16 protein-coding genes and 1 tRNA gene are annotated in these 17,722 nt (G+C 57.7%); 13 read left to right on the forward strand and 4 right to left on the reverse strand.

All coding sequences use genetic code 11. From position 1 onward, the window contains the following. Nucleotides 1–140: 140 nt before the first annotated feature. A tRNA-Leu gene (locus RAC65_RS19040) sits at nucleotides 141–225 on the reverse strand. A 231-nt stretch (nucleotides 226–456) separates the two neighbouring features. Here RAC65_RS19040 and RAC65_RS19045 point away from each other — a divergent pair. The 5 genes from RAC65_RS19045 to RAC65_RS19065 all read left to right on the forward strand — a co-directional run bounded on the left by RAC65_RS19045 (nucleotide 457) and on the right by RAC65_RS19065 (nucleotide 5,738). After that, nucleotides 457–948, forward strand: a complete 492-nt coding sequence (locus RAC65_RS19045; protein WP_375097046.1) for a DUF2501 domain-containing protein — start codon at nucleotides 457–459, stop codon at nucleotides 946–948. A gap of 181 nt (nucleotides 949–1,129) precedes the next feature. Continuing rightward, on the forward strand, nucleotides 1,130–1,765 hold the full coding sequence (locus tag RAC65_RS19050) for a hypothetical protein (protein ID WP_006121820.1): 636 nt from the start codon (nucleotides 1,130–1,132) through the stop codon (nucleotides 1,763–1,765). Nucleotides 1,766–1,777: 12 nt separating this feature from the next. Continuing rightward, nucleotides 1,778–2,446 carry a MarC family NAAT transporter gene (locus tag RAC65_RS19055; RefSeq protein ID WP_006121819.1) on the forward strand — a complete coding sequence of 223 codons (669 nt, stop codon included), beginning with the start codon at nucleotides 1,778–1,780 and terminating at the stop codon, nucleotides 2,444–2,446. Nucleotides 2,447–2,575: 129 nt separating this feature from the next. Beyond that, nucleotides 2,576–4,144 carry an ABC transporter substrate-binding protein gene (locus tag RAC65_RS19060; RefSeq protein ID WP_375097047.1) on the forward strand — a complete coding sequence of 523 codons (1,569 nt, stop codon included), beginning with the start codon at nucleotides 2,576–2,578 and terminating at the stop codon, nucleotides 4,142–4,144. A gap of 91 nt (nucleotides 4,145–4,235) precedes the next feature. After that, on the forward strand, nucleotides 4,236–5,738 hold the full coding sequence (locus RAC65_RS19065; RefSeq protein ID WP_375097048.1) for a helicase HerA-like C-terminal domain-containing protein: 1,503 nt from the start codon (nucleotides 4,236–4,238) through the stop codon (nucleotides 5,736–5,738). 32 nt (nucleotides 5,739–5,770) lie between these two features. Here the strand turns inward: RAC65_RS19065 and RAC65_RS19070 are convergent, their stop codons facing one another. Next, nucleotides 5,771–6,265, reverse strand: a complete 495-nt coding sequence (locus RAC65_RS19070; protein WP_006121814.1) for a hypothetical protein — start codon at nucleotides 6,263–6,265, stop codon at nucleotides 5,771–5,773. A 248-nt stretch (nucleotides 6,266–6,513) separates the two neighbouring features. Between RAC65_RS19070 and RAC65_RS19075 the strand changes: the two genes are divergently transcribed. Beyond that, nucleotides 6,514–7,803 carry a DUF445 domain-containing protein gene (locus RAC65_RS19075; RefSeq protein ID WP_375097049.1) on the forward strand — a complete coding sequence of 430 codons (1,290 nt, stop codon included), beginning with the start codon at nucleotides 6,514–6,516 and terminating at the stop codon, nucleotides 7,801–7,803. A 623-nt stretch (nucleotides 7,804–8,426) separates the two neighbouring features. On the opposite strand, the gene RAC65_RS19080 is transcribed toward RAC65_RS19075, so the two are convergent. Continuing rightward, nucleotides 8,427–9,272 (reverse strand): BtpA/SgcQ family protein, encoded by an 846-nt coding sequence (locus tag RAC65_RS19080; protein ID WP_263757020.1) that lies wholly within the window; start codon nucleotides 9,270–9,272, stop codon nucleotides 8,427–8,429. A gap of 29 nt (nucleotides 9,273–9,301) precedes the next feature. Here RAC65_RS19080 and RAC65_RS19085 point away from each other — a divergent pair, with 29 nt between their 5' ends. Next, nucleotides 9,302–10,183, forward strand: a complete 882-nt coding sequence (locus tag RAC65_RS19085) for a PfkB family carbohydrate kinase (protein WP_375097050.1) — start codon at nucleotides 9,302–9,304, stop codon at nucleotides 10,181–10,183. On the opposite strand, the gene RAC65_RS19090 is transcribed toward RAC65_RS19085, so the two are convergent. Then, entirely contained in the window at nucleotides 10,176–11,126 is a 951-nt protein-coding gene (locus tag RAC65_RS19090) for a substrate-binding domain-containing protein (RefSeq protein ID WP_039339103.1), read from the reverse strand. The genes RAC65_RS19085 and RAC65_RS19090 overlap by 8 nt on opposite strands. Nucleotides 11,127–11,450: 324 nt before the next feature. Here RAC65_RS19090 and RAC65_RS19095 point away from each other — a divergent pair, with 324 nt between their 5' ends. The 6 genes from RAC65_RS19095 (at nucleotide 11,451) to RAC65_RS19120 (ending at nucleotide 17,580) form a co-directional block, all read left to right on the forward strand. Further along, on the forward strand, nucleotides 11,451–12,473 hold the full coding sequence (locus RAC65_RS19095; RefSeq protein ID WP_039338863.1) for a LacI family DNA-binding transcriptional regulator: 1,023 nt from the start codon (nucleotides 11,451–11,453) through the stop codon (nucleotides 12,471–12,473). Between the two features lie 376 nt (nucleotides 12,474–12,849). Next, on the forward strand, nucleotides 12,850–13,596 hold the full coding sequence (locus tag RAC65_RS19100; RefSeq protein ID WP_161784123.1) for an ATP-binding cassette domain-containing protein: 747 nt from the start codon (nucleotides 12,850–12,852) through the stop codon (nucleotides 13,594–13,596). Nucleotides 13,597–13,618: 22 nt separating this feature from the next. Continuing rightward, on the forward strand, nucleotides 13,619–14,620 hold the full coding sequence (locus tag RAC65_RS19105) for an ABC transporter permease (protein ID WP_375097051.1): 1,002 nt from the start codon (nucleotides 13,619–13,621) through the stop codon (nucleotides 14,618–14,620). 3 nt (nucleotides 14,621–14,623) lie between these two features. Next, nucleotides 14,624–15,703, forward strand: a complete 1,080-nt coding sequence (locus RAC65_RS19110) for a phosphotriesterase (protein ID WP_375097052.1) — start codon at nucleotides 14,624–14,626, stop codon at nucleotides 15,701–15,703. 12 nt (nucleotides 15,704–15,715) lie between these two features. Then, the gene (locus RAC65_RS19115; RefSeq protein WP_033739233.1) at nucleotides 15,716–16,471 is read left to right on the forward strand and encodes a glutamine amidotransferase; all 756 of its coding nucleotides are present in this window, start codon (nucleotides 15,716–15,718) and stop codon (nucleotides 16,469–16,471) included. Then, nucleotides 16,471–17,580: a M20 family metallopeptidase gene (locus RAC65_RS19120; RefSeq protein WP_375097060.1), complete on the forward strand. Its 1,110-nt coding sequence runs from the start codon at nucleotides 16,471–16,473 to the stop codon at nucleotides 17,578–17,580. The genes RAC65_RS19115 and RAC65_RS19120 overlap by 1 nt, the downstream gene beginning before the upstream one ends. Nucleotides 17,581–17,722 lie beyond the last annotated feature (142 nt).

Consider the following 17,722-nt stretch of genomic DNA (forward strand, 5'->3'; position numbering starts at 1 on the left):
GTTAAGATGCCCCCAATTATGCCCCCAACGGCATCCGGATTTCAACGGACAACCTCGGACAACACAGGACATAAAAATCGCTTTACCCATTGATTTTTAAGGGTTAATTGGACTTTCTCGGATGGTCTTGGAAGTACTAATGGTGCCGAAGGCCGGACTCGAACCGGCACATCTTTCGATGGTTGATTTTGAATCAACTGCGTCTACCGATTTCGCCACTTCGGCACTGAAGAGGATGCGGAAAACGTTGGCGATTATACCGTTACGTGCCCGGCGCGCAACTCTATTCCGCTGTGTTGTGCGCTAAGCGGCGAAAAAACACACGGAACCGGATAAACCCGCACTTTACCACCGCCAGAATCTTCCCAAACCGCCTTCCCCTCACCTTTCCGTCGGAACTTTCTCATCCGCACCGCCTCTTAGCAACACGAAGCACAAAACCCAACCGAGGTCGAAATGAAAAAGCGCCATATCGCCTGCGCCCTGGCAGCCCTGCTGCTGGCGGGCAATGCGTCAGCCGCAAGCTGGCAGGATCAACTGAGCAGTGCCGCCAACCAGCTCAGCCAGCAAAACAACGGTGCAGCAGGTCAGCAGAACAGCGGGCTGTCGATGTCCTCCATTACCAGCCTGCTGAACAGCAACGACAAAGCCATGAGCGCCAACAGCATGACCAATGCCGCCGGCGTGATGCAGTACTGCGTCGAGCACAACGTGGTGAAAAACAACGTGCAGTCGGTAAAAGACCAGGTGCTGAGCAAGCTGGGCCTGAATACCACGGCGGCACAGGAACAGAAACCGGATTACACCCAGGGCGTGGCCGGGCTGCTGAACACCGGCAATGGCCAGCAGCTGAACCTGCAAAGCCTCAGCAACTCGCCGATGGGCGAGAAGCTGAAAACCAAAGCCTGTGACGTGGTGCTGAAGCAGGGTAAAAACTTTATCTCCTGACCGTCGCCTGCCAGCCCCGCGCTGGCAGGTTTATCGCCCTTCCCTTCCGCCTGTTTACCGCCTGTCAGCACCCCGCCCGCTGTCTGTATCATCTTGTATCGCAACACGTTAAGTCATAAGTTTTCCTTCCTAATGCGTTGAGCGTTATAGTGATGTTTTGGATTTGAACAGGACGGCACGCATGAAAGGTATCAACATCGCAATTTACTTCGATCCAGACCTGATCACAGCCTGCGTAAATGCGTCAGAAGGGAGCTATGTAAACAAAAAGTTCGAGTACGACGACGGGGTGATCGAAGAGATCTACCAGTGGCTCGAAGAGTACGATCCCAACCGCACGCATATCTGCCTGATTGAAAACGAAAGCGCTGAGCTGCTGGCCGACGAACTGGTGGATAACGGTTATCACGTCCATCAGGTCACCATCCACCAGTTGCTGACCTGGTTCGCCGCCGAACCACCTAAGTCCCCCGATGGTACGCCAATGCGCCTGATGCTGCGCTACATGGCCGAAGAGCATCCGCGAGAATATGAATCCCGCACGCCGCAAACCGAAGCGTTAATGGAGATGTTCGACGAGCTGGATGCGCTGGAGATGGTGGAAGACAACGAAGACGAAGACAATCTGCCCGCCGACCTGCTGCGCAGCATGAAGAAGCATAAAATCAGCGCCAGCGATGCGGCACAGCGCCTGATCCCGGACGTGAACGAACGCATCCGCGAGCACCTGATGCAGTACCCAGAGCTGATGACGCCGGAAATCCTGCAAGACTTCTTCCCGGAGCTGCTGGAAGCGCTGGAACGGCCTAAACACTAAGCGGAATAAGGCATGCTGGAGTTAATCAAAGCAATCGGGTTGGGACTGGTAGTAATCCTGCCGCTCGCCAACCCGCTCACCACCGTGGCGCTATTTTTGGGCCTGGCCGGTGAGATGAATTTTCGGGAGCGCAACCGTCAGGCCCTGCAGGCGAGCATCTATGTGTTCGCCATCATGATGGTGGCCTGGTATGCAGGCAGCGCGGTGCTGCACACGTTCGGCATCTCCATTCCGGGGCTGCGCATCGCGGGCGGGCTGATCGTGGCGTTTATAGGTTTTCGGATGCTGTTTCCGGCGAAGCCGGTGGGCCATTCGGTCGAAGCCAAACACAAGCACGATGAGCTGGAAACCGCGCAGGAGCCGGTGAACATCGCCTTTGTGCCGCTGGCGATGCCCAGCACCGCCGGGCCGGGGACGATCGCGATGATCATCTCCTCGGCGTCTACCGTGCGCAGCGGGGTGGATTTTCCGGCCTGGGTCATTAACGTCGCGCCGGTGCTGACGTTCCTGGTGGTGAGCGTGATTTTATGGATTTCCCTGCGCAGTTCAGGGGCGATTATGCGCCTGGTGGGCAAAGGCGGCATCGAGGCGATCTCGCGTCTGATGGGCTTTCTGCTGGTGTGCATGGGCGTGCAGTTCATTATCAACGGCGTGCTGGAAGTGATTCATAACTTCCACTGACGATCTGAGCCGCCCTTAACGGGCGGCTTATCAGCTAAGACGAAACTGGCATAGCTCAGAACAAACCGGCATTTTGACCTGCTCTGGTGCGGGTTACAGTAGGGTTATCAATCATTAAGGATAACCGCCATGCGCAAACCGCTGCTCCTGCTTACCGCCCTTGCTCTCTCCTCTGCCGCCCACGCGGCAATGCCGAAAGATACGTTCGTGGTCGCCGTGCCGCTGGACGGCATTATCAGTTTTGACCCGGCGGAAAGCTTTGAAACCGTCAGCAACAGCAGCCTGCGCAACATCTACCAGACGTTACTGGAGCCGGACCATCAGGATCCGCAGAAGCTGTCCCCGCTGGCGGCGCTGCGCTGGCAGCCGGGTAAAACCCCAAACAGTCTGGTGTTTGACCTGAATCAGCAGGCGCGTTTTGCCAGGGGCAATCCGTTAACAGCGCAGGATGTGGTGTTCTCCTTTACCCGCGCGGTGAAGCTGAACAAAGCGCCCTCATTTATCCTGAGTGAATTTGGCTGGACGCCGGAAAACATCGACCAGCAGTTCACCGTGATCAACGATCATCAACTGGAGCTGCGCTGGCCGGCACAAATCGGCCAGGATCTGGCCCTGCGCCTGTTGACTGCGCCGGTCTCCTCCATTGTCGACAGCAAGCTGGCGCAGTCGCATGCCGTCAGTAACGACTACGGCAACGGCTGGCTGAAAACCCACTCGGCGGGCAGCGCGGCCTATGCGATCAAACAGTTCGTGCCCCTGCAGGCGCTGGTGCTGGAGGCCAATCCCAACAGCACGCAGAAAGCGCACCTGAAACGGGTGCTGCTGAAAGGCGTGGCCGATCCGGGCACCCGTCGGCTGTTGATCCAGCAGGGCGATGTGGATGCGGCGTACCAGTTGGGGCCGGATCAGCTGGCCTCGCTGAAAAGCGATCCCAATGTGCACATCGCGGCCTTTCCCTCCAGCCTGATCTACTACCTGGGCTTTAACACCAAAAGCACGCAGCAGCCTGCGCTGGGCAATCCGGCCTTATGGCAGGCGGCGCGCTGGCTGGTGGACTACGACAGCCTGGCGAATCAGCTGCTGAAGGGGCAATATCGCGTGCACCAGAGCTTCCTGCCGCAGGGCTTTGACGGCGCGCTGGAGACCAAACCGTTCCACTACGATGTCGAGAAGGCCAAAGCGATTTTAGCCAAAGGCGGCATTAAGCCTGGCGCGCATATCGCGCTGTCGGTGGTGAATCAGCCGCCGTATATCGATATTGCCCAGGCGCTGCAGTCGAGCTTTGCCAAGGCGGACGTGAATCTTGATATCCAGCCGGTGGCGGAATCCGAGCTGTGGAGCAAGATGCGCAGCCGTCAGTTCGAATCCATCTTTACCTACTGGGGCGCGGACTATATCGACCCGAACACTAACGCCAGCACCTTCGCTTATAACGTGCCAAACGGCAGCAAAACGCTGGCCTGGCGCGTGGGCTGGGATATTCCAGAGCTGAGCGCCCTGACCCGCAAAGCCGCCGGAGAAAGCGATGCCGCGAAGCGCCGGGCCGATTACGTCTCGCTGCAACAGCAGCTTCAGCAGAACTCGCCTTACGTGGTGATGCTGCAGGGCGAGGTACAGGTCGCGCTGCGCAAGAACGTGACGCACGCCCAGCAGGGCATTGGCGTGACGCTGCTGAATTTTGAAGAGGTGCAGAAGTAAATTTCCGGGCGGCAACACGCAATCTTTACTGACGGCTGCCGCCCCGCTGGCTATGCTTGACGCATGACTGACTATTTGTGAGTACTGCGCTATGACCGCTCCCCTGCTTATCGCCCAAACCCCTGACGTTCAACTGCACCTGCTGCCGCAGATGGCAAACCGCCACGGCCTGATCACCGGTGCGACCGGCACGGGAAAAACCGTGACGCTGCAAAAGCTGGCGGAATCCTTTTCGTCTATTGGCGTGCCGGTATTTATGGCGGATGTGAAAGGCGATCTAACCGGTGTGGCGATGGCAGGCCAGAGCAGTGAAAAGCTGCAGGCGCGGCTGGCCAACATCGGCGTGACCGACTGGCAACCGCAGCGCAATCCGGTGGTGCTGTGGGACATTTTTGCGGAGAAAGGCCATCCGGTGCGCACGACCGTGTCGGATCTGGGCCCGCTGATGCTGGCACGGCTGCTGAACCTGAACGAGGTACAGAGCGGCGTGCTGCAGATCATCTTCCGTATTGCCGACGATCAGGGCCTGCTGCTGCTGGATTTTAAAGACCTGCGCGCCATGACGCAGTACATAGGCGATAACGCGAAAAGCTTTCAGACGCAGTACGGCAATATCAACAGCGCCTCGGTGGGCGCGATCCAGCGCGGGCTGCTGGCGCTGGAAGAACAAGGCGCGGAGCACTTCTTTGGCGAGACGATGCTGGAAATTAGCGACTGGATGCGCGTCGACAGCGACGGCAAGGGCATCATTAACATCCTGTCGGCCGAGAAGCTGTATCAGATGCCAAAGCTTTACGCGACCAGCCTGCTGTGGATGCTGTCAGAACTGTATGAATACCTGCCGGAAGCGGGCGATCTGGACAAACCGAAGCTGGTGTTCTTCTTTGACGAGGCGCACCTGCTGTTTAACGATGCGCCGCCGGTGCTGCTGGAGAAGATTGAGCAGGTGATCCGCCTGATCCGATCCAAAGGCGTAGGGATCTGGTTCGTGACGCAGAATCCGGCGGACATTCCGGATACGGTGCTGGGCCAGTTAGGCAACCGGGTGCAGCATGCGCTGCGCGCTTTTACCCCGCGCGATCAGAAAGCGGTGAAAACCGCCGCCGAAACCCTGCGCGCCAATCCGGCCTTTACGACCGTAGAGGCGATCCAGGCGCTGGGCACCGGCGAAGCGCTGATCTCCTTTCTGGATGCCAAAGGCAGCCCGTCGGTGGTGGAACGGGCGATGGTGATCGCTCCCGGCTCACGCATGGGGCCGGTAAACACGGACGAGCGCAACGGGCTGATCAACCATTCTCCGCTGTCGGGCAAATACGACACGGAAATCGATCGGGAATCGGCTTACGAACGTCTGCAACAGGGCGTGCAGGCCGCCAGTGACAAGGCCAATGCGCCCGAAGCCAAAGGCAACACGGTGGCGGTCGATGACGGTATTCTGGGGGGATTAAAAGAGATTCTGTTTGGGAGCACCGGTCCACGCGGCGGCAAGCGGGATGGCGTGGTGCAAACCATGGCGAAAAGCGCGGGACGACAGATTACTAACCAGATTATTCGCGGCGTGCTGGGCAGCCTGTTTGGCGGTCGCCGTCGCTAAAGGTTGGTGGCAGCCTGGCTGCCACCTTAACGCTACTTGTGTTTCCAGCTGGTAGACACCGGGTTGGTGACAGTGTTCTTTTCCTGCGTGTAGGTGCCGTTCTGCTGGGCAATCGCCTCGCCGGTATCGACAATCGCGTTCTGGATAAACACGTTCTGCTTATCGCCGCGCACAAAGGTCAACTGATGGAAGGCGGTCTTGTTGCCCCAGTCGGTGGACGGCAGCGAGATAAAGCGCACCGTGAAGGTCTCATCATCGAACTTGCCCTGCATCACGTACACGCCGTAATGGTTTTCCCCCTGCGAGATGATTTTATAGGTGCCGTTGTCGTAGTAATAAATTTCGGCATCGGGGAAGGGTTTTTTGTCGTACATTTTACGGTAATGCAGAACCTGCTTAATGGTGGGCTTTCCGAAGCTGACGGTCAGATTTTTTCCATCGGCAGAGGTGGTCAGCCCTTCTGCGTGCGCGCCGATGCCACTCATTAACATCAACAGACTTGCGGTTGCCGTTGCGATTGCTTTCACGTGAATTCTCCTGGTCTGGTTCCATGGATAGGGTGCGTCAACGTACGGAGACTGCTCCCGAAATGTACACTGCTGTAACTGTTTATAAGAGTGGTAATTTTTAATGTTATTAGTTTTTAGGAACAGTCTGATGCGGGAATCGCCCACCGCGTTAAGACAGGCCGGTTTAGTGCCAGACTTAACTGCGCTTTTCGGCCTGGATCGGGCAACGTTGACTTACTCAGCAGGCAAGCTGCTAAGATCAGGATATGGATAAACAACGCGAATTAAAACGGACCAAACGCCTGGCGCTCTCGCTGCTGCTGCTGGCCGCCATCACTTTTGTTGTCACGCTGTTTCTGCCGCCCAACTTCTACGTCAGCGGTATTAAAGCCATTGCCGAAGCCGCGATGGTCGGGGCGCTGGCCGACTGGTTTGCGGTGGTGGCGCTGTTTCGCCGCGTGCCGGTGCCGTTTATTGCCCGTCATACGGCCATCATTCAGCGTAATAAAGATCGCATCGGTGAGAATCTGGGCCGCTTTGTGCAGGAAAAATTTCTGGATACCGATTCGCTGCTGAATCTGATCCGCCGCCACGATCCGTCGCACATGCTGGCGACATGGCTGAGCGCGCCCGGTAATGCCGATCGGGTAGGTCGTCATCTGTTGCAGGTGATGCGCGGCTTTCTCGATCTGACGGATGACGCACGCATCCAGCACTTTATGCGCCGGGCGGTGCACAAGGCGATCGACAAGGTGGATCTCAGCCAGACCGGCGCGCTGATGCTGGAAAGCCTGACCAAAAATAACCGCCATCAGGAGCTGCTGGATGCCGCGGTCGATCAGTTGCTGCGGCTGCTGGATAAACCCAGTACCCGGGAATTTATTGCTAACCAGCTGGTGCGCTGGCTGAAGCGCGAGCATCCCATCAAGGCCAAAATGTTACCGACCGAGTGGCTGGGCGAGCACAGCGCAGAACTGGTGGCGAATGCGGTGGATTCGCTGCTGGATGATGTGGCGCTGGATCAGGGCCATGAACTGCGGCTGGGCTTTAACCGCGCGGTGGATCGCCTGATTGAGAAGCTGAAAAACGATCCGGAAATGGCGGAACGCGCCGAGGTAATTAAAGGCTGGCTGAAAGACGATCCTACGCTGAACCGCTATATCGGCGAGCTGTGGGGCGATCTGCGCGACTGGCTGAAAGCGGATCTCAACAGCGAGGCGTCAAAAGTGCAGGACAAGGTTCGTCAGGCGGCGCTGTGGCTGGGCGAAACCCTGGCCGCTGATGAAGGGCTGCGCAGCTCGATGAATCAGCATCTGGAAGACGCTGCCCGCAGCGTTGCGCCGGAGTTCGCGGCGTTCCTGACGCGCCATATCAGCGACACGGTGAAAAGCTGGGATGCGCGGGAGATGTCGCAGCAGATTGAGCTGAACATCGGTAAGGACCTGCAGTTTATCCGCATCAACGGCACGCTGGTGGGCGGCACCATCGGGCTGGTGCTGTATCTGCTGTCGCAGATTCCGGCGCTGCTGCCGGTGGTGAAAGGCTGGCTGGCCTGATTTAACACTGCCCTGTTCTGCTTAATTCAACTACATGATTAAAGGGAGGTAAACATCACCTCCCTTAGGTGCGGCCTGAACGTGATTTACCTGAAGGACTTCACGATAATTTCAAGCAGTTGCAGTAGTGCAACCATGAGCTTCAGAAATACGCGAGCGATTTCTATCCATCTCATACGCTGGCTCCTGTGGTCAGGAGCACTTACAGCCTGCGTACCTTTCCGCTGCCTGTAACAGGCTGATTAGGTTGATAATGCATGATGTGCCCCTGGAGGTTAAGGCACTGACGGCACCACCCGTTGCAGCCAGGACTTGTCGGTCATGAAACGCATCTTTCACAGCACGGTGCGGCCTCAGAGCACATCAACATCAACCTGGAAAAGCATAACAAAAACACTGTATAAATAAACAGAAAAATACAATGATTGCGAGCGAAGCCTCAAACCAATCCAGTCAGAGCGTACAATAAAGCATCACCTGCTTGCACCATGCCGGATTAATTCGTATAGTTCAAAACGTTGATAGTGCATGATGTGCACCGCACGCAATCGTGCTGACGTAAACAAAAAACCTCGCCTCACCCGCGGGGTTTTTTGTTGTCTGCACCAGAGAATAAACGGCGGTTATGCCTGATCCAGCGCCGCCTGCGCCACGGCCATAAACTGTTTTACCCTGTCCCGGTCCACGTCGTTCCACCAGACGCCGTCCACCTTGAGCGCGCTGGCCACAATCACGCCCTGGGTGCGCCCCAGAATCTGGCAGACATTGGCGGGCGTGACGCCCGAACCCACCAGCAGCGGTAAGGCGGTGGCGGCGCGGATCTCGTCGATTTCGTCCAGCGTGGCGCTGTCGCCGGTACGCTGTCCGGTGGCGATAACCGCGTCGGCTTCAAAGAAATCAACGTCGCGGGTCAGTTCCTGAATGGAGCGGTCGGCGACTATCGCATGGCTGCCGTGTTTAACGTGGCTGTCGGCAAACACCCGAATATGTTCGGCACGTAGCTGGCTGCGGTAGCGCAGCGCTTTGGCGGCGGCCCCTTCAATAAAGCCTTCGTTGGCAATATACGCATTCGCCCACTGATTGACGCGGATAAAATCGGCCCCGCCCGCCAGCGCGGTGGCAAAAGCAGGCAGCGCGGCGTTCGCCAGCACGTTAATACCCAGCGGTACGCCGAAACGTTCGCGCACTTTTTCCGTAATTACCGCCATGAATGCCGGCGTTTCCGGGCCAATATCCTCGGGTTTTGAAAAGGGAATATCGCCATGGTTTTCCACGATCAGGCCGTGAACACCGCCGAGAATATAGTTTTCGGCATCGCGTAAGGCGCGCTCAATGATCGCGCTGACGGATTTGCCGCGATATTTTGGCGAGCCCGGAAACGGGTCACAGTGAATCACGCCAATAACGGCTTTGGGGCGGGAAAATATCGCTTGTATTGCGTCATTTTTTTCTGCTGATATAGCAACCATCGCGTCTTTATCCTGTTCAGGAAAACACTATGCGTGTTTATGTGGCTGGTAATATTACTGTCGATGAAACCTGGTCTGTCACGGATATTCCGGCTAAGGGCGCCTCTGTGCATGGTTATCATCGTTCGCAGGATATCGGCGGTAAAGGCGCGAATCAGGCGATCGTATTATCCCGCTGCGGCATCGAGACGGTTTTACTTGCCGCGACCGGTCATGACAGTAAAGGAAACTGGATCCGTCAGCAGCTTATACACGAGCCGGTGACGTTACTGCCTGCACAGCCTGTTGCGGCCCTGAGCGATACCTCACTTATTTTAAACAGCGCCGACGGCGATAACGCCATTATTACCAGTACAGCGGCGGCTGAGGCGCTGGATATCGCGACGCTCAGTCACCATCTTGCCGGCGCGCGTCCGGGCGATCTGCTGGTCCAGCAGGGTAATTTCTCGCCCGGGAAAACCCACGCGCTGTTCAGCCTGGCGAAATCCCTTGGTCTGATCACCGTCTTTAACCCCTCGCCAGTGCACGCCGGTTTTCGCGCGTGCTGGCCGCAGGTGGATATCGCGGTAGTGAATCAGCATGAAGCCCAACAGTTAGCGCCCGGCGCCGTTAAAACGTTAGTGGTTACTCACGGCAGCGCCGGGGCCTGGCTGATTCAGGGCGAGCAGCGGACGTTTTGCCCGGCGCAGCCCGCTCATGCCGTGGATACCACCGGTGCAGGCGATACCTTTCTTGCCGTGATGCTGGCATCCGCACTCCTCCGTGGGGGCGAGATTGATAAGTTAGCACTTACACACGCCAGTAAGGCTGCCGCGCTGACCGTCAGTCGGCATGGCACACGTCAGGCCTTTCCCACCGCAGAGGAGCTCGCCGCGCTGCTCCAGGCAGGCGGCGAGTCAGCGGTTATTTAAACATCGCGCGATAGCTGTCCACGTTGGCTTTGGTCACTACCGTGGCCGGCACCAGAATGGTTTTCGACACGGTTTTGCCTGCGGTAATCGCGTTCAGAGCCTTCACCGCCTCTTCACCCATCTTTTTCGGGTCCTGTTGCAGGACAGCCGTGACATACCCGCCATCGATGCCGCTGATAGCTTTGGAGGTCAGATCCCAGCCAAAGACTTTGATGTCTTTCTGGCGGCCCTGGTTTTCCACCGCCGCAATCGCGCCCAGCAGGGCCGGTTCGCCGGTCGCGTAGATGGCGGTTAAATCCGGGTTGCCGGTGATCAGGTTTTCTGCCGCCGTCATCGCCGTATCCTGCACGTTCTGGCCATCAACCACATCCGCGACGGTGATGCCTGGATGACTTTTAATGGTTTCTTCAAACCCTTTTTGACGCTGGTTCTGCACGGCTGAATTCAGCGCGCCCACAATGCCCAGTCGCGCTTTGCCGCCCATATTTTTCGCCACGTAGTCGACAAAATATTTACCAATAATTTTGCCGCCTTCCAGGTTATCCACGCCCACCTGTGCCGCCTGTGGGCCCGCCGGTAATACCGCATCAATCGCAATGACCGGTATTTTGGCGGCGGCCGCTTCTTTAATGGCCGGCATAATGCCGTTGACGTCAATCGCGTCCACCATAATGCCCTTCACGCCCTGCTGAATATAATTTTCGATCGCGTCGTTTTGCGATACGGGATTATCGTTGGCGTTAAAGATCACTAAATTTTTACCGCTGGCTTTCGCGGCTTCCTGTGCGCCCTGATTCATCTGATTAAAAAACAGGGCCTGCTGATTAATCTGAACCAGCGCATACGTCGTGGCGGCATGCGCCAGTGAAAATAACGAACCCGCAGACAGTAAGCCCGTAGCCAGCGCAACCGCGCGCAGTTTTCTGGTGTTAAATGCCATCATCATAAAATTCCTCGTCGGGAATGTGCGATAACCAGTCGATCTCCGCATCGTAATGCAGAGGGATTATTGTTGGCGGGCAAATATCGTCTGAATGGCTGATTCAGCCAGGACCTGAATAACCGACTTTCTGTTCGCCGTCCATTATGGTGAACTTGTGAAAGGGATTAATCGGGTTTGGGAGTGACTCCCGGGTCATGCGGTAAACTGTCTCTACCATTCGCTTCCGGCAAAATTTTGTCAAGCGATTATTTTATCGTCAGCGGTCAGGGAAAACACTGTATTCGCTGCGCGTAACTGTGTTACTGATAGCCGATTGCGGGCAAGATGGCAGAAGATATGAGTAAAAAACGGGTGTTGTTATCCGACGTCGCAGCGCTGGCCGGGCTGTCAAAAGCGACCGTATCCCGCTATATGAATCAAAGCATTATGCTGCCGCAGGAAACCATCGACCGGATTGAAGCGGCGATTCGTCAACTGGATTATCGCGGCAACAGCCTGGCACGCCGTCTGAGCAAGGGCGGTAGCGAAACCTTAGGGCTGGTCTTGCCCGATATTACCAACCCCTTCTTTGCCGAACTGGCCGATGCCGCCGAAGAAGCCGCCTCGGCCCACGGCTACAGCCTGGTGCTGTGCCTCACCCGCAACCATCCTGACAAAGAGAGCCAGTTTATTCGCTGGCTGGATACCTGCCAGGTGGATGGCCTGCTGTTTACCACTAACCATCCTGATAACGGCCTGTTACGCAAAGAAATTAACCGCCACCAGCGCATCGTACTGCTGGATGAAGACATTCCCGGCAGCATGGTGCCCAAGGTCTTTGCCGATAACGTACAGGGCGGCCGGATTGCCACCGAAAACCTGATCGCCGCCGGTCACCGCCATATCGCCTTTGTCGGCGGGCCGGATGAGCTGATGAGTGTGCGCGAACGCTATCAGGGCTTTTGCACCGCGATGACGCAGGCGGGCCTGCACGTGCCGCCCGAATGGGTGATGTACGGCGAATACCAGCGTGAATTCGGTGAGCAGGCGCTGGAACGGCTGTTCAGCCGCGATGAGCGCCCTACCGCTGTCTTTGCCGCCAGTGATTATCTGGTGCTGGGACTGCTGGATGGCCTGCGCGCACGCGGACTCACAGCCCCTGAGGCGCTGTCGCTGGTGGGCTTTGATGACGCGACCTATGCCGACTTTACCCAACCGCGCATTTCTACCATCCGCCAGCCTGCGCGGGAACTGGGCCGCACAGCGGTTCACATCATGTTGCGCATTCTGAATGACGACCTCGCTGTGCCCGCCGAAACCCGCCTGCCGGTGGAATGGGTGGCGCGCGATTCGATACAAATGTGTTAACAACGTCCCAAAATGGCGCAAAAGTGCACAGTTTTAGCGCAAATAACGCGCTTTTTAATTTCACAGCGTTATAGTGAGTAAACCGGTTTACCTGTAATTAACATTTAAATGCTTTTCATTACAAAAGGTTAGACCGTGAATGTCGCGCCTGTTCCCAGGCTGGCACGGAAGCTGCAATGTCGTACCCGGCAAACAAATATCGTTGTAGCGCGTTGTTCTGTATGTAATGACAAAGGGTTTATCTCGCAGGTAAACCGGTTTACAAGGGCGTAAACCGTGCCGGATAACCTCTTTTTGCCCGCAGAACAACTTTCCCGTTAGCGGTGATGGGAGTGATCACATGCAGCAAATACAACCTGCCCCGGCACGGGTAGAAATGGTGAATATTACCAAGACTTATGGCGCGATACGGTCCCTGCGCGGCGTTAATCTGCAACTGGCCCCGGGCGAAGTGCTGGGCCTGGTGGGCGACAACGGCGCGGGTAAATCCACGCTGACCAAAGTGCTGTCAGGCGCAGTCGTGCCTACCAGCGGCACGATTCGTATCGATGGTGAAGACCAGCATTTCAGTAACCCGGCGGATTCCCGCCGCTGCCATATCGAGATGGTGTATCAGGACCTGTCGCTGTGCGACACCGTCGATGTGGCGGGCAACCTGTTTATGGGACGTGAGCCGATGAAGTCGATTCTCGGCATTCCGTTTCTGGACGAAGAAAAAATGCACGCAGATGCGCGGGAAATGCTGAAAGGCCTGGGCATTTCAATCCCCGACACGCGCTTACTGGTGCGCAATCTCTCCGGCGGTCAGCGCCAGGCGATTGCCATTGCGCGCGCCGCCGCCTTCGATCCCAAAGTGCTGATTATGGATGAACCCACCGCCGCGCTGGCCGTCGCCGAAGTCGAGGCGGTGCTGGAGTTGATCCGTCGGGTCTCGGCGCGTGGCGTGAGCGTCATCCTGATCACCCATCGCTTACAGGATCTGTTCCTGGTGTGCGATCGCATCATGGTGATGTACGAGGGCACCAACGTAGCGGAGCGCCGCGTGGCCGACACGGATCTGACCGAGATCGTCAATTTGATCGTGGGTGAGAAGTTTGTCGCCCGCTCGGCCGCCGCGCACTGAGCGAGGTAACAGGATGACTATTATGAATCTGAGCAGTTCCCGTATGGCGCAACACTCGTTGCCGCGCCGCCTGCTGCACAACCACTCTGGCGTGGTGAGCATCGCGCTGTTTTTTGTGTTCTGCTGCGTGGTGTTCTCCCTGATCACCGGCAACTTTCTCAGCAGTGCTAACTGGCTGAATATCATTCGCCAGAGCGCGCCGCTGCTGATCGTCGCCACGGCGATGACGCTGGTGATCACCACGGGCGGCATCGATCTTTCCGTAGGATCGACGCTGGCGCTGGTCGGCGCGTTGTCGGCTATCGCGCTGAATAACTGGGGCCTGCCCTGGCCGGTGGTATTGCTGGGTGGCCTGCTGCTGGGCGCGCTGGTAGGAGCCATCAACGGCTTCTTTATCGCCTATGAAGGCATTCCGGCCTTTATCGTCACGCTGGCGACGCTGGCGGTAGTGCGCGGCGTGGCGCTGCTGATTACGCAGGGCTATTCCATTCCCATCCCTGCCGACAGCCCGTTCGCCTTTATGGGCCGCGCCTGGGTACTGGGCGTGCCGATGCCCGCGCTGATCGGCATCGTGGTGCTGATCGTCGGCCATATCGTGCTGAATCATATGCGCTTTGGTCGCTATGTCACGGCGATTGGCGCGAATGCGGAAGGCGCGCGCCGGAGCGGGATTAACACCAAAGCCGTGACCATGAAGGTCTACCTCATCAGCGGCATGGCGGCGGCGCTGGCGGGCATGATCATCACTGCGCGTCTGGGCAGCGGCTCCTCTAACCAGGGCGAAGGCTTCGAGTTACAGGTTATCGCGGCGGTGGTGCTGGGCAGTACCAGCCTGTTCGGTGGTTTCGGTACCGTTATCGGCACGCTGCTCGGCGCGCTGTCGATTGCCATCATCCAGAACGGCCTGATTTTGTCGCACATCTCCCCGTTTTATACGCAGATCGCCACCGGTACGATTATTTTGCTGGCCATCTGGCTGAACACCCGCATTCTCAACCCGACGCGATCGGCGGCGAAAGGATAGCTGATGAAACATTCTATTTTTCGCCATCCCGATCCGCTGCCGCTGGGCATCAACAGCGGCTATGTGATGACCGTACTCGGTCCGCTGCCGGTGAGTGAAATGGGCGTGACGCTGATGCACGAACATATTCTGCTGGATGCCTCCGGCAAGTGGGTGCCGCCCTGCTGCTGTGGCGATCGTCACCTGGCGGAAATGCCGGTCAGCATCGAAAACCTGGGCGAGCTGTCGCTTAACCCGCTGATCAGCCGCGATAACTGTCAGCTGTTTGATGTGGATTTGGCGATTGAAGAGCTGATGAAGTTTCGGGCACTGGGCGGCGAGACGGTGGTGGATCCCACCAATATCGGCATTGGCCGTGACCCGAAAGCGCTGCAGCGCATCGCACGCCTGACCGGGCTGAACATCATCATGAGCACCGGGCTGTATCTGGAGCCATCTCATCCGGACTGGGTCAAAACGATCAGCATCGAAGCGCTTGCTGACAAGCTGATTTACGACCTGGGCGGCCGGGAAGAGAAACCCGAGGTGCTGTCCGGTTTGATCGGCGAAATCGGCGTCTCCAGCCGCTTTACTCCCAACGAGGAGAAATCCCTGCGGGCCGCGGGCCGCGCCAGTGCCGCGACACGGGTGCCGGTTGAGGTGCATCTGCCCGGCTGGGAGCGATTAGGCCATCGGGTGCTGGATATTCTGGAAGAAGAAGGCGCTGACCTGCGTCACGTGGTGCTGTGCCACATGAACCCCAGCTTTGCCGATAAGCGCTACCAGCGCGACCTGGCGCAGCGCGGCGCCTTTCTGGAATACGACATGATCGGCATGAGCTATTACTACGCCGATGAGTCCGCGCAGTCACCATCCGATGAAGAGAATGCCCGCGCCATTCGCGAGCTGATCGATGACGGCTTTATCGAACAGATTTTGTTATCGCAGGACGTGTTCCTGAAAACCATGCTGACCCGCTACGGTGGTCACGGCTATGGCTACATCCTTAAACATTTTGTCCCGCGCCTGAAACGCCACGGCGTCAGCGGCGAACAACTTGAAACCTTACTGATTGCTAACCCACAGCGCGTTTTTGGTGGGTAAGGGAGAAGCGTAATGCAGAAGAAAATTTTACTGGTCGGGGAATCCTGGACAAGCACATCCGTTCACGTCAAAGGCTTCGATCAGTTTGCCACCGCCACCTGGCACAATGGCGCAACCGACTTTATGGCGGCGCTGGCCGACAGTGATTATGCCATTACCTACATGCCCGCCCATGCCGCCGCGACCGAGTTTCCGCTGACGCCTGCCGGGCTTCAGCAGTGGGATGCGATTATTCTGTCCGACATCGGCGCCAATACGTTGCTGCTGCACCCGGATACCTGGCTGAAGAGCCAGCGCACGGCAAACCGCCTGACGCTGATCCACGATTACGTGGCGGCGGGCGGCGCGCTGATGATGATTGGCGGCTATTTTAGTTTTCAGGGCATCAACGGCGGCGCGCGCTATCGCAACACGGCGGTCGAGAAGGTGCTGCCGGTGCGCTGCCTGGCCTGGGATGACCGCATCGAAACGCCCGAAGGGGCCTATCCCAGCGTGACCGAATCTCACGCGCTGTTTACCGATATGCCGGGCGACTGGCCATGGTTACTGGGCTATAACGAAGTGGAAATGCACCCGGAAGGTAAACTGCTGGCGACCATTGCCGGAACGTCACATCCCCTGCTGGCGGTGCGCGAATATCAACAGGGCCGCTCGCTGGTCTGGACCAGCGATATGTCTGCCCACTGGCTGCCGCAGGAATTTGCTCAGTGGCCGGGTTATCGCCAGCTGTGGATCAACTGCCTGGACTGGTTAACGGTGCGCGGCTGATGAGCGAGAGCCAGACACTGGCGCAGCAGCTGTTGCGCTTTGACACCATTAATCCGCCGGGCAACGAAGCAGCCTGCATGCACTTTCTGGCGGACTGGCTGGCGGAACGGAGCTTTGACGTCACCCTGTCCACCTTCGGCGAAAACCGCCTGAACCTGATTGCCAGCCTGCCTGGCCGCCAGCCCGGACCGCAACTGGGATTTACCGGCCATCTGGATACGGTTCCGCTCGGCAATGCCGACTGGCAGCACGATCCGTTCGGTGAAATCGTCGGGGATAAACTGTATGGGCGCGGTTCGAGTGATATGAAGGCCGCCGTTGCGGCCTTTGCCGTCGCCTGCGTTACGCACCAGCAGGCGATTCGACAGGGTTCCGGCGTGGTGATGTTAATTACCGGCGGCGAAGAAACAGGCTGCGATGGTGCGCGGGCGCTGATCGACAGCGCTGACCTGCCCGAAGTGGGCGCGTTGATCGTCGGCGAGCCCACCGCCAACTATCCGGTTATCGGCCATAAAGGCGCACTCTGGCTGCGCTGTGAAACCCGGGGCAAAACGGCCCACGGCGCGATGCCGGAGCTGGGTATCAATGCCATTTATCTGGCGGCGGACGCGCTGGGCAAAATTCAGCATTTCTCACCCGGCGCGCCGCATCCGCTGATGAAGCAGCCGACCCTCAACGTCGGCCGCATCGTGGGCGGCCTGAACATTAACTCCGTGCCCGATCACACGCAGTTTGACGTGGATATCCGCAGCGCCCCCAATCTGCAGCACGCCACCATTCGTCAGCAGCTCACGACGTTACTGGGCGACAGCGTAACGGTGACCACGCTGGTGGATCTGCCCGCGGTGCTGAGCCAAGACAATCAGGCCTGGATTCAGTCGGTTTATCAGCACTGCCAGCCGTTACATGATGCACCGCTGACACCGCGCATTGTGCCCTACTTCACCGATGCGTCCTTGCTGCTGCCCGCGCTGGGCAATCCGCCCTGTATTATCCTCGGCCCCGGCGAGCCGTCGATGGCGCACCAGACCGATGAATACTGTCTGCTGAGCCGGTTAGCGGAAGCGGAGGTGCTGTATGGTGCGTTGATTCACGACTGGATGACGTGATGAAGAGATGATGCATGCGCGGAGCGGTGTCAGCCCCGTTTTCCTGAGGCTTAATCTTTTCCTGCACGGCGGGCTTTTTCACTTCAAACCTTTCCGCCTTTACGCTGCGCCGACACGGCCTGATATCGGCGTAAAAGCGATC

This window comes from Pantoea sp. BS_8 (assembly GCF_041954965.1).
GTDB lineage: Bacteria > Pseudomonadota > Gammaproteobacteria > Enterobacterales > Enterobacteriaceae > Pantoea > Pantoea stewartii.

What these genes read in the sequence shown, in the direction of transcription:
- RAC65_RS19080 (WP_263757020.1), bottom strand. Translation starts at nt 9,272, where the DNA reads ATGGTTGCTATATCAGCAGAAAAAAATGACGCAATACAAGCGATATTT.
- RAC65_RS19105 (WP_375097051.1), top strand. Translation starts at nt 13,619, where the DNA reads ATGAATCTGAGCAGTTCCCGTATGGCGCAACACTCGTTGCCGCGCCGC.
- RAC65_RS19095 (WP_039338863.1), top strand. Translation starts at nt 11,451, where the DNA reads ATGGCAGAAGATATGAGTAAAAAACGGGTGTTGTTATCCGACGTCGCA.
- RAC65_RS19120 (WP_375097060.1), top strand. Translation starts at nt 16,471, where the DNA reads ATGAGCGAGAGCCAGACACTGGCGCAGCAGCTGTTGCGCTTTGACACC.
- RAC65_RS19100 (WP_161784123.1), top strand. Translation starts at nt 12,850, where the DNA reads ATGGTGAATATTACCAAGACTTATGGCGCGATACGGTCCCTGCGCGGC.
- RAC65_RS19065 (WP_375097048.1), top strand. Translation starts at nt 4,236, where the DNA reads ATGACCGCTCCCCTGCTTATCGCCCAAACCCCTGACGTTCAACTGCAC.
- RAC65_RS19085 (WP_375097050.1), top strand. Translation starts at nt 9,302, where the DNA reads ATGCGTGTTTATGTGGCTGGTAATATTACTGTCGATGAAACCTGGTCT.
- RAC65_RS19090 (WP_039339103.1), bottom strand. Translation starts at nt 11,126, where the DNA reads ATGATGGCATTTAACACCAGAAAACTGCGCGCGGTTGCGCTGGCTACG.
- RAC65_RS19045 (WP_375097046.1), top strand. Translation starts at nt 457, where the DNA reads ATGAAAAAGCGCCATATCGCCTGCGCCCTGGCAGCCCTGCTGCTGGCG.
- RAC65_RS19110 (WP_375097052.1), top strand. Translation starts at nt 14,624, where the DNA reads ATGAAACATTCTATTTTTCGCCATCCCGATCCGCTGCCGCTGGGCATC.
- RAC65_RS19055 (WP_006121819.1), top strand. Translation starts at nt 1,778, where the DNA reads ATGCTGGAGTTAATCAAAGCAATCGGGTTGGGACTGGTAGTAATCCTG.
- RAC65_RS19075 (WP_375097049.1), top strand. Translation starts at nt 6,514, where the DNA reads ATGGATAAACAACGCGAATTAAAACGGACCAAACGCCTGGCGCTCTCG.
- RAC65_RS19050 (WP_006121820.1), top strand. Translation starts at nt 1,130, where the DNA reads ATGAAAGGTATCAACATCGCAATTTACTTCGATCCAGACCTGATCACA.
- RAC65_RS19060 (WP_375097047.1), top strand. Translation starts at nt 2,576, where the DNA reads ATGCGCAAACCGCTGCTCCTGCTTACCGCCCTTGCTCTCTCCTCTGCC.
- RAC65_RS19115 (WP_033739233.1), top strand. Translation starts at nt 15,716, where the DNA reads ATGCAGAAGAAAATTTTACTGGTCGGGGAATCCTGGACAAGCACATCC.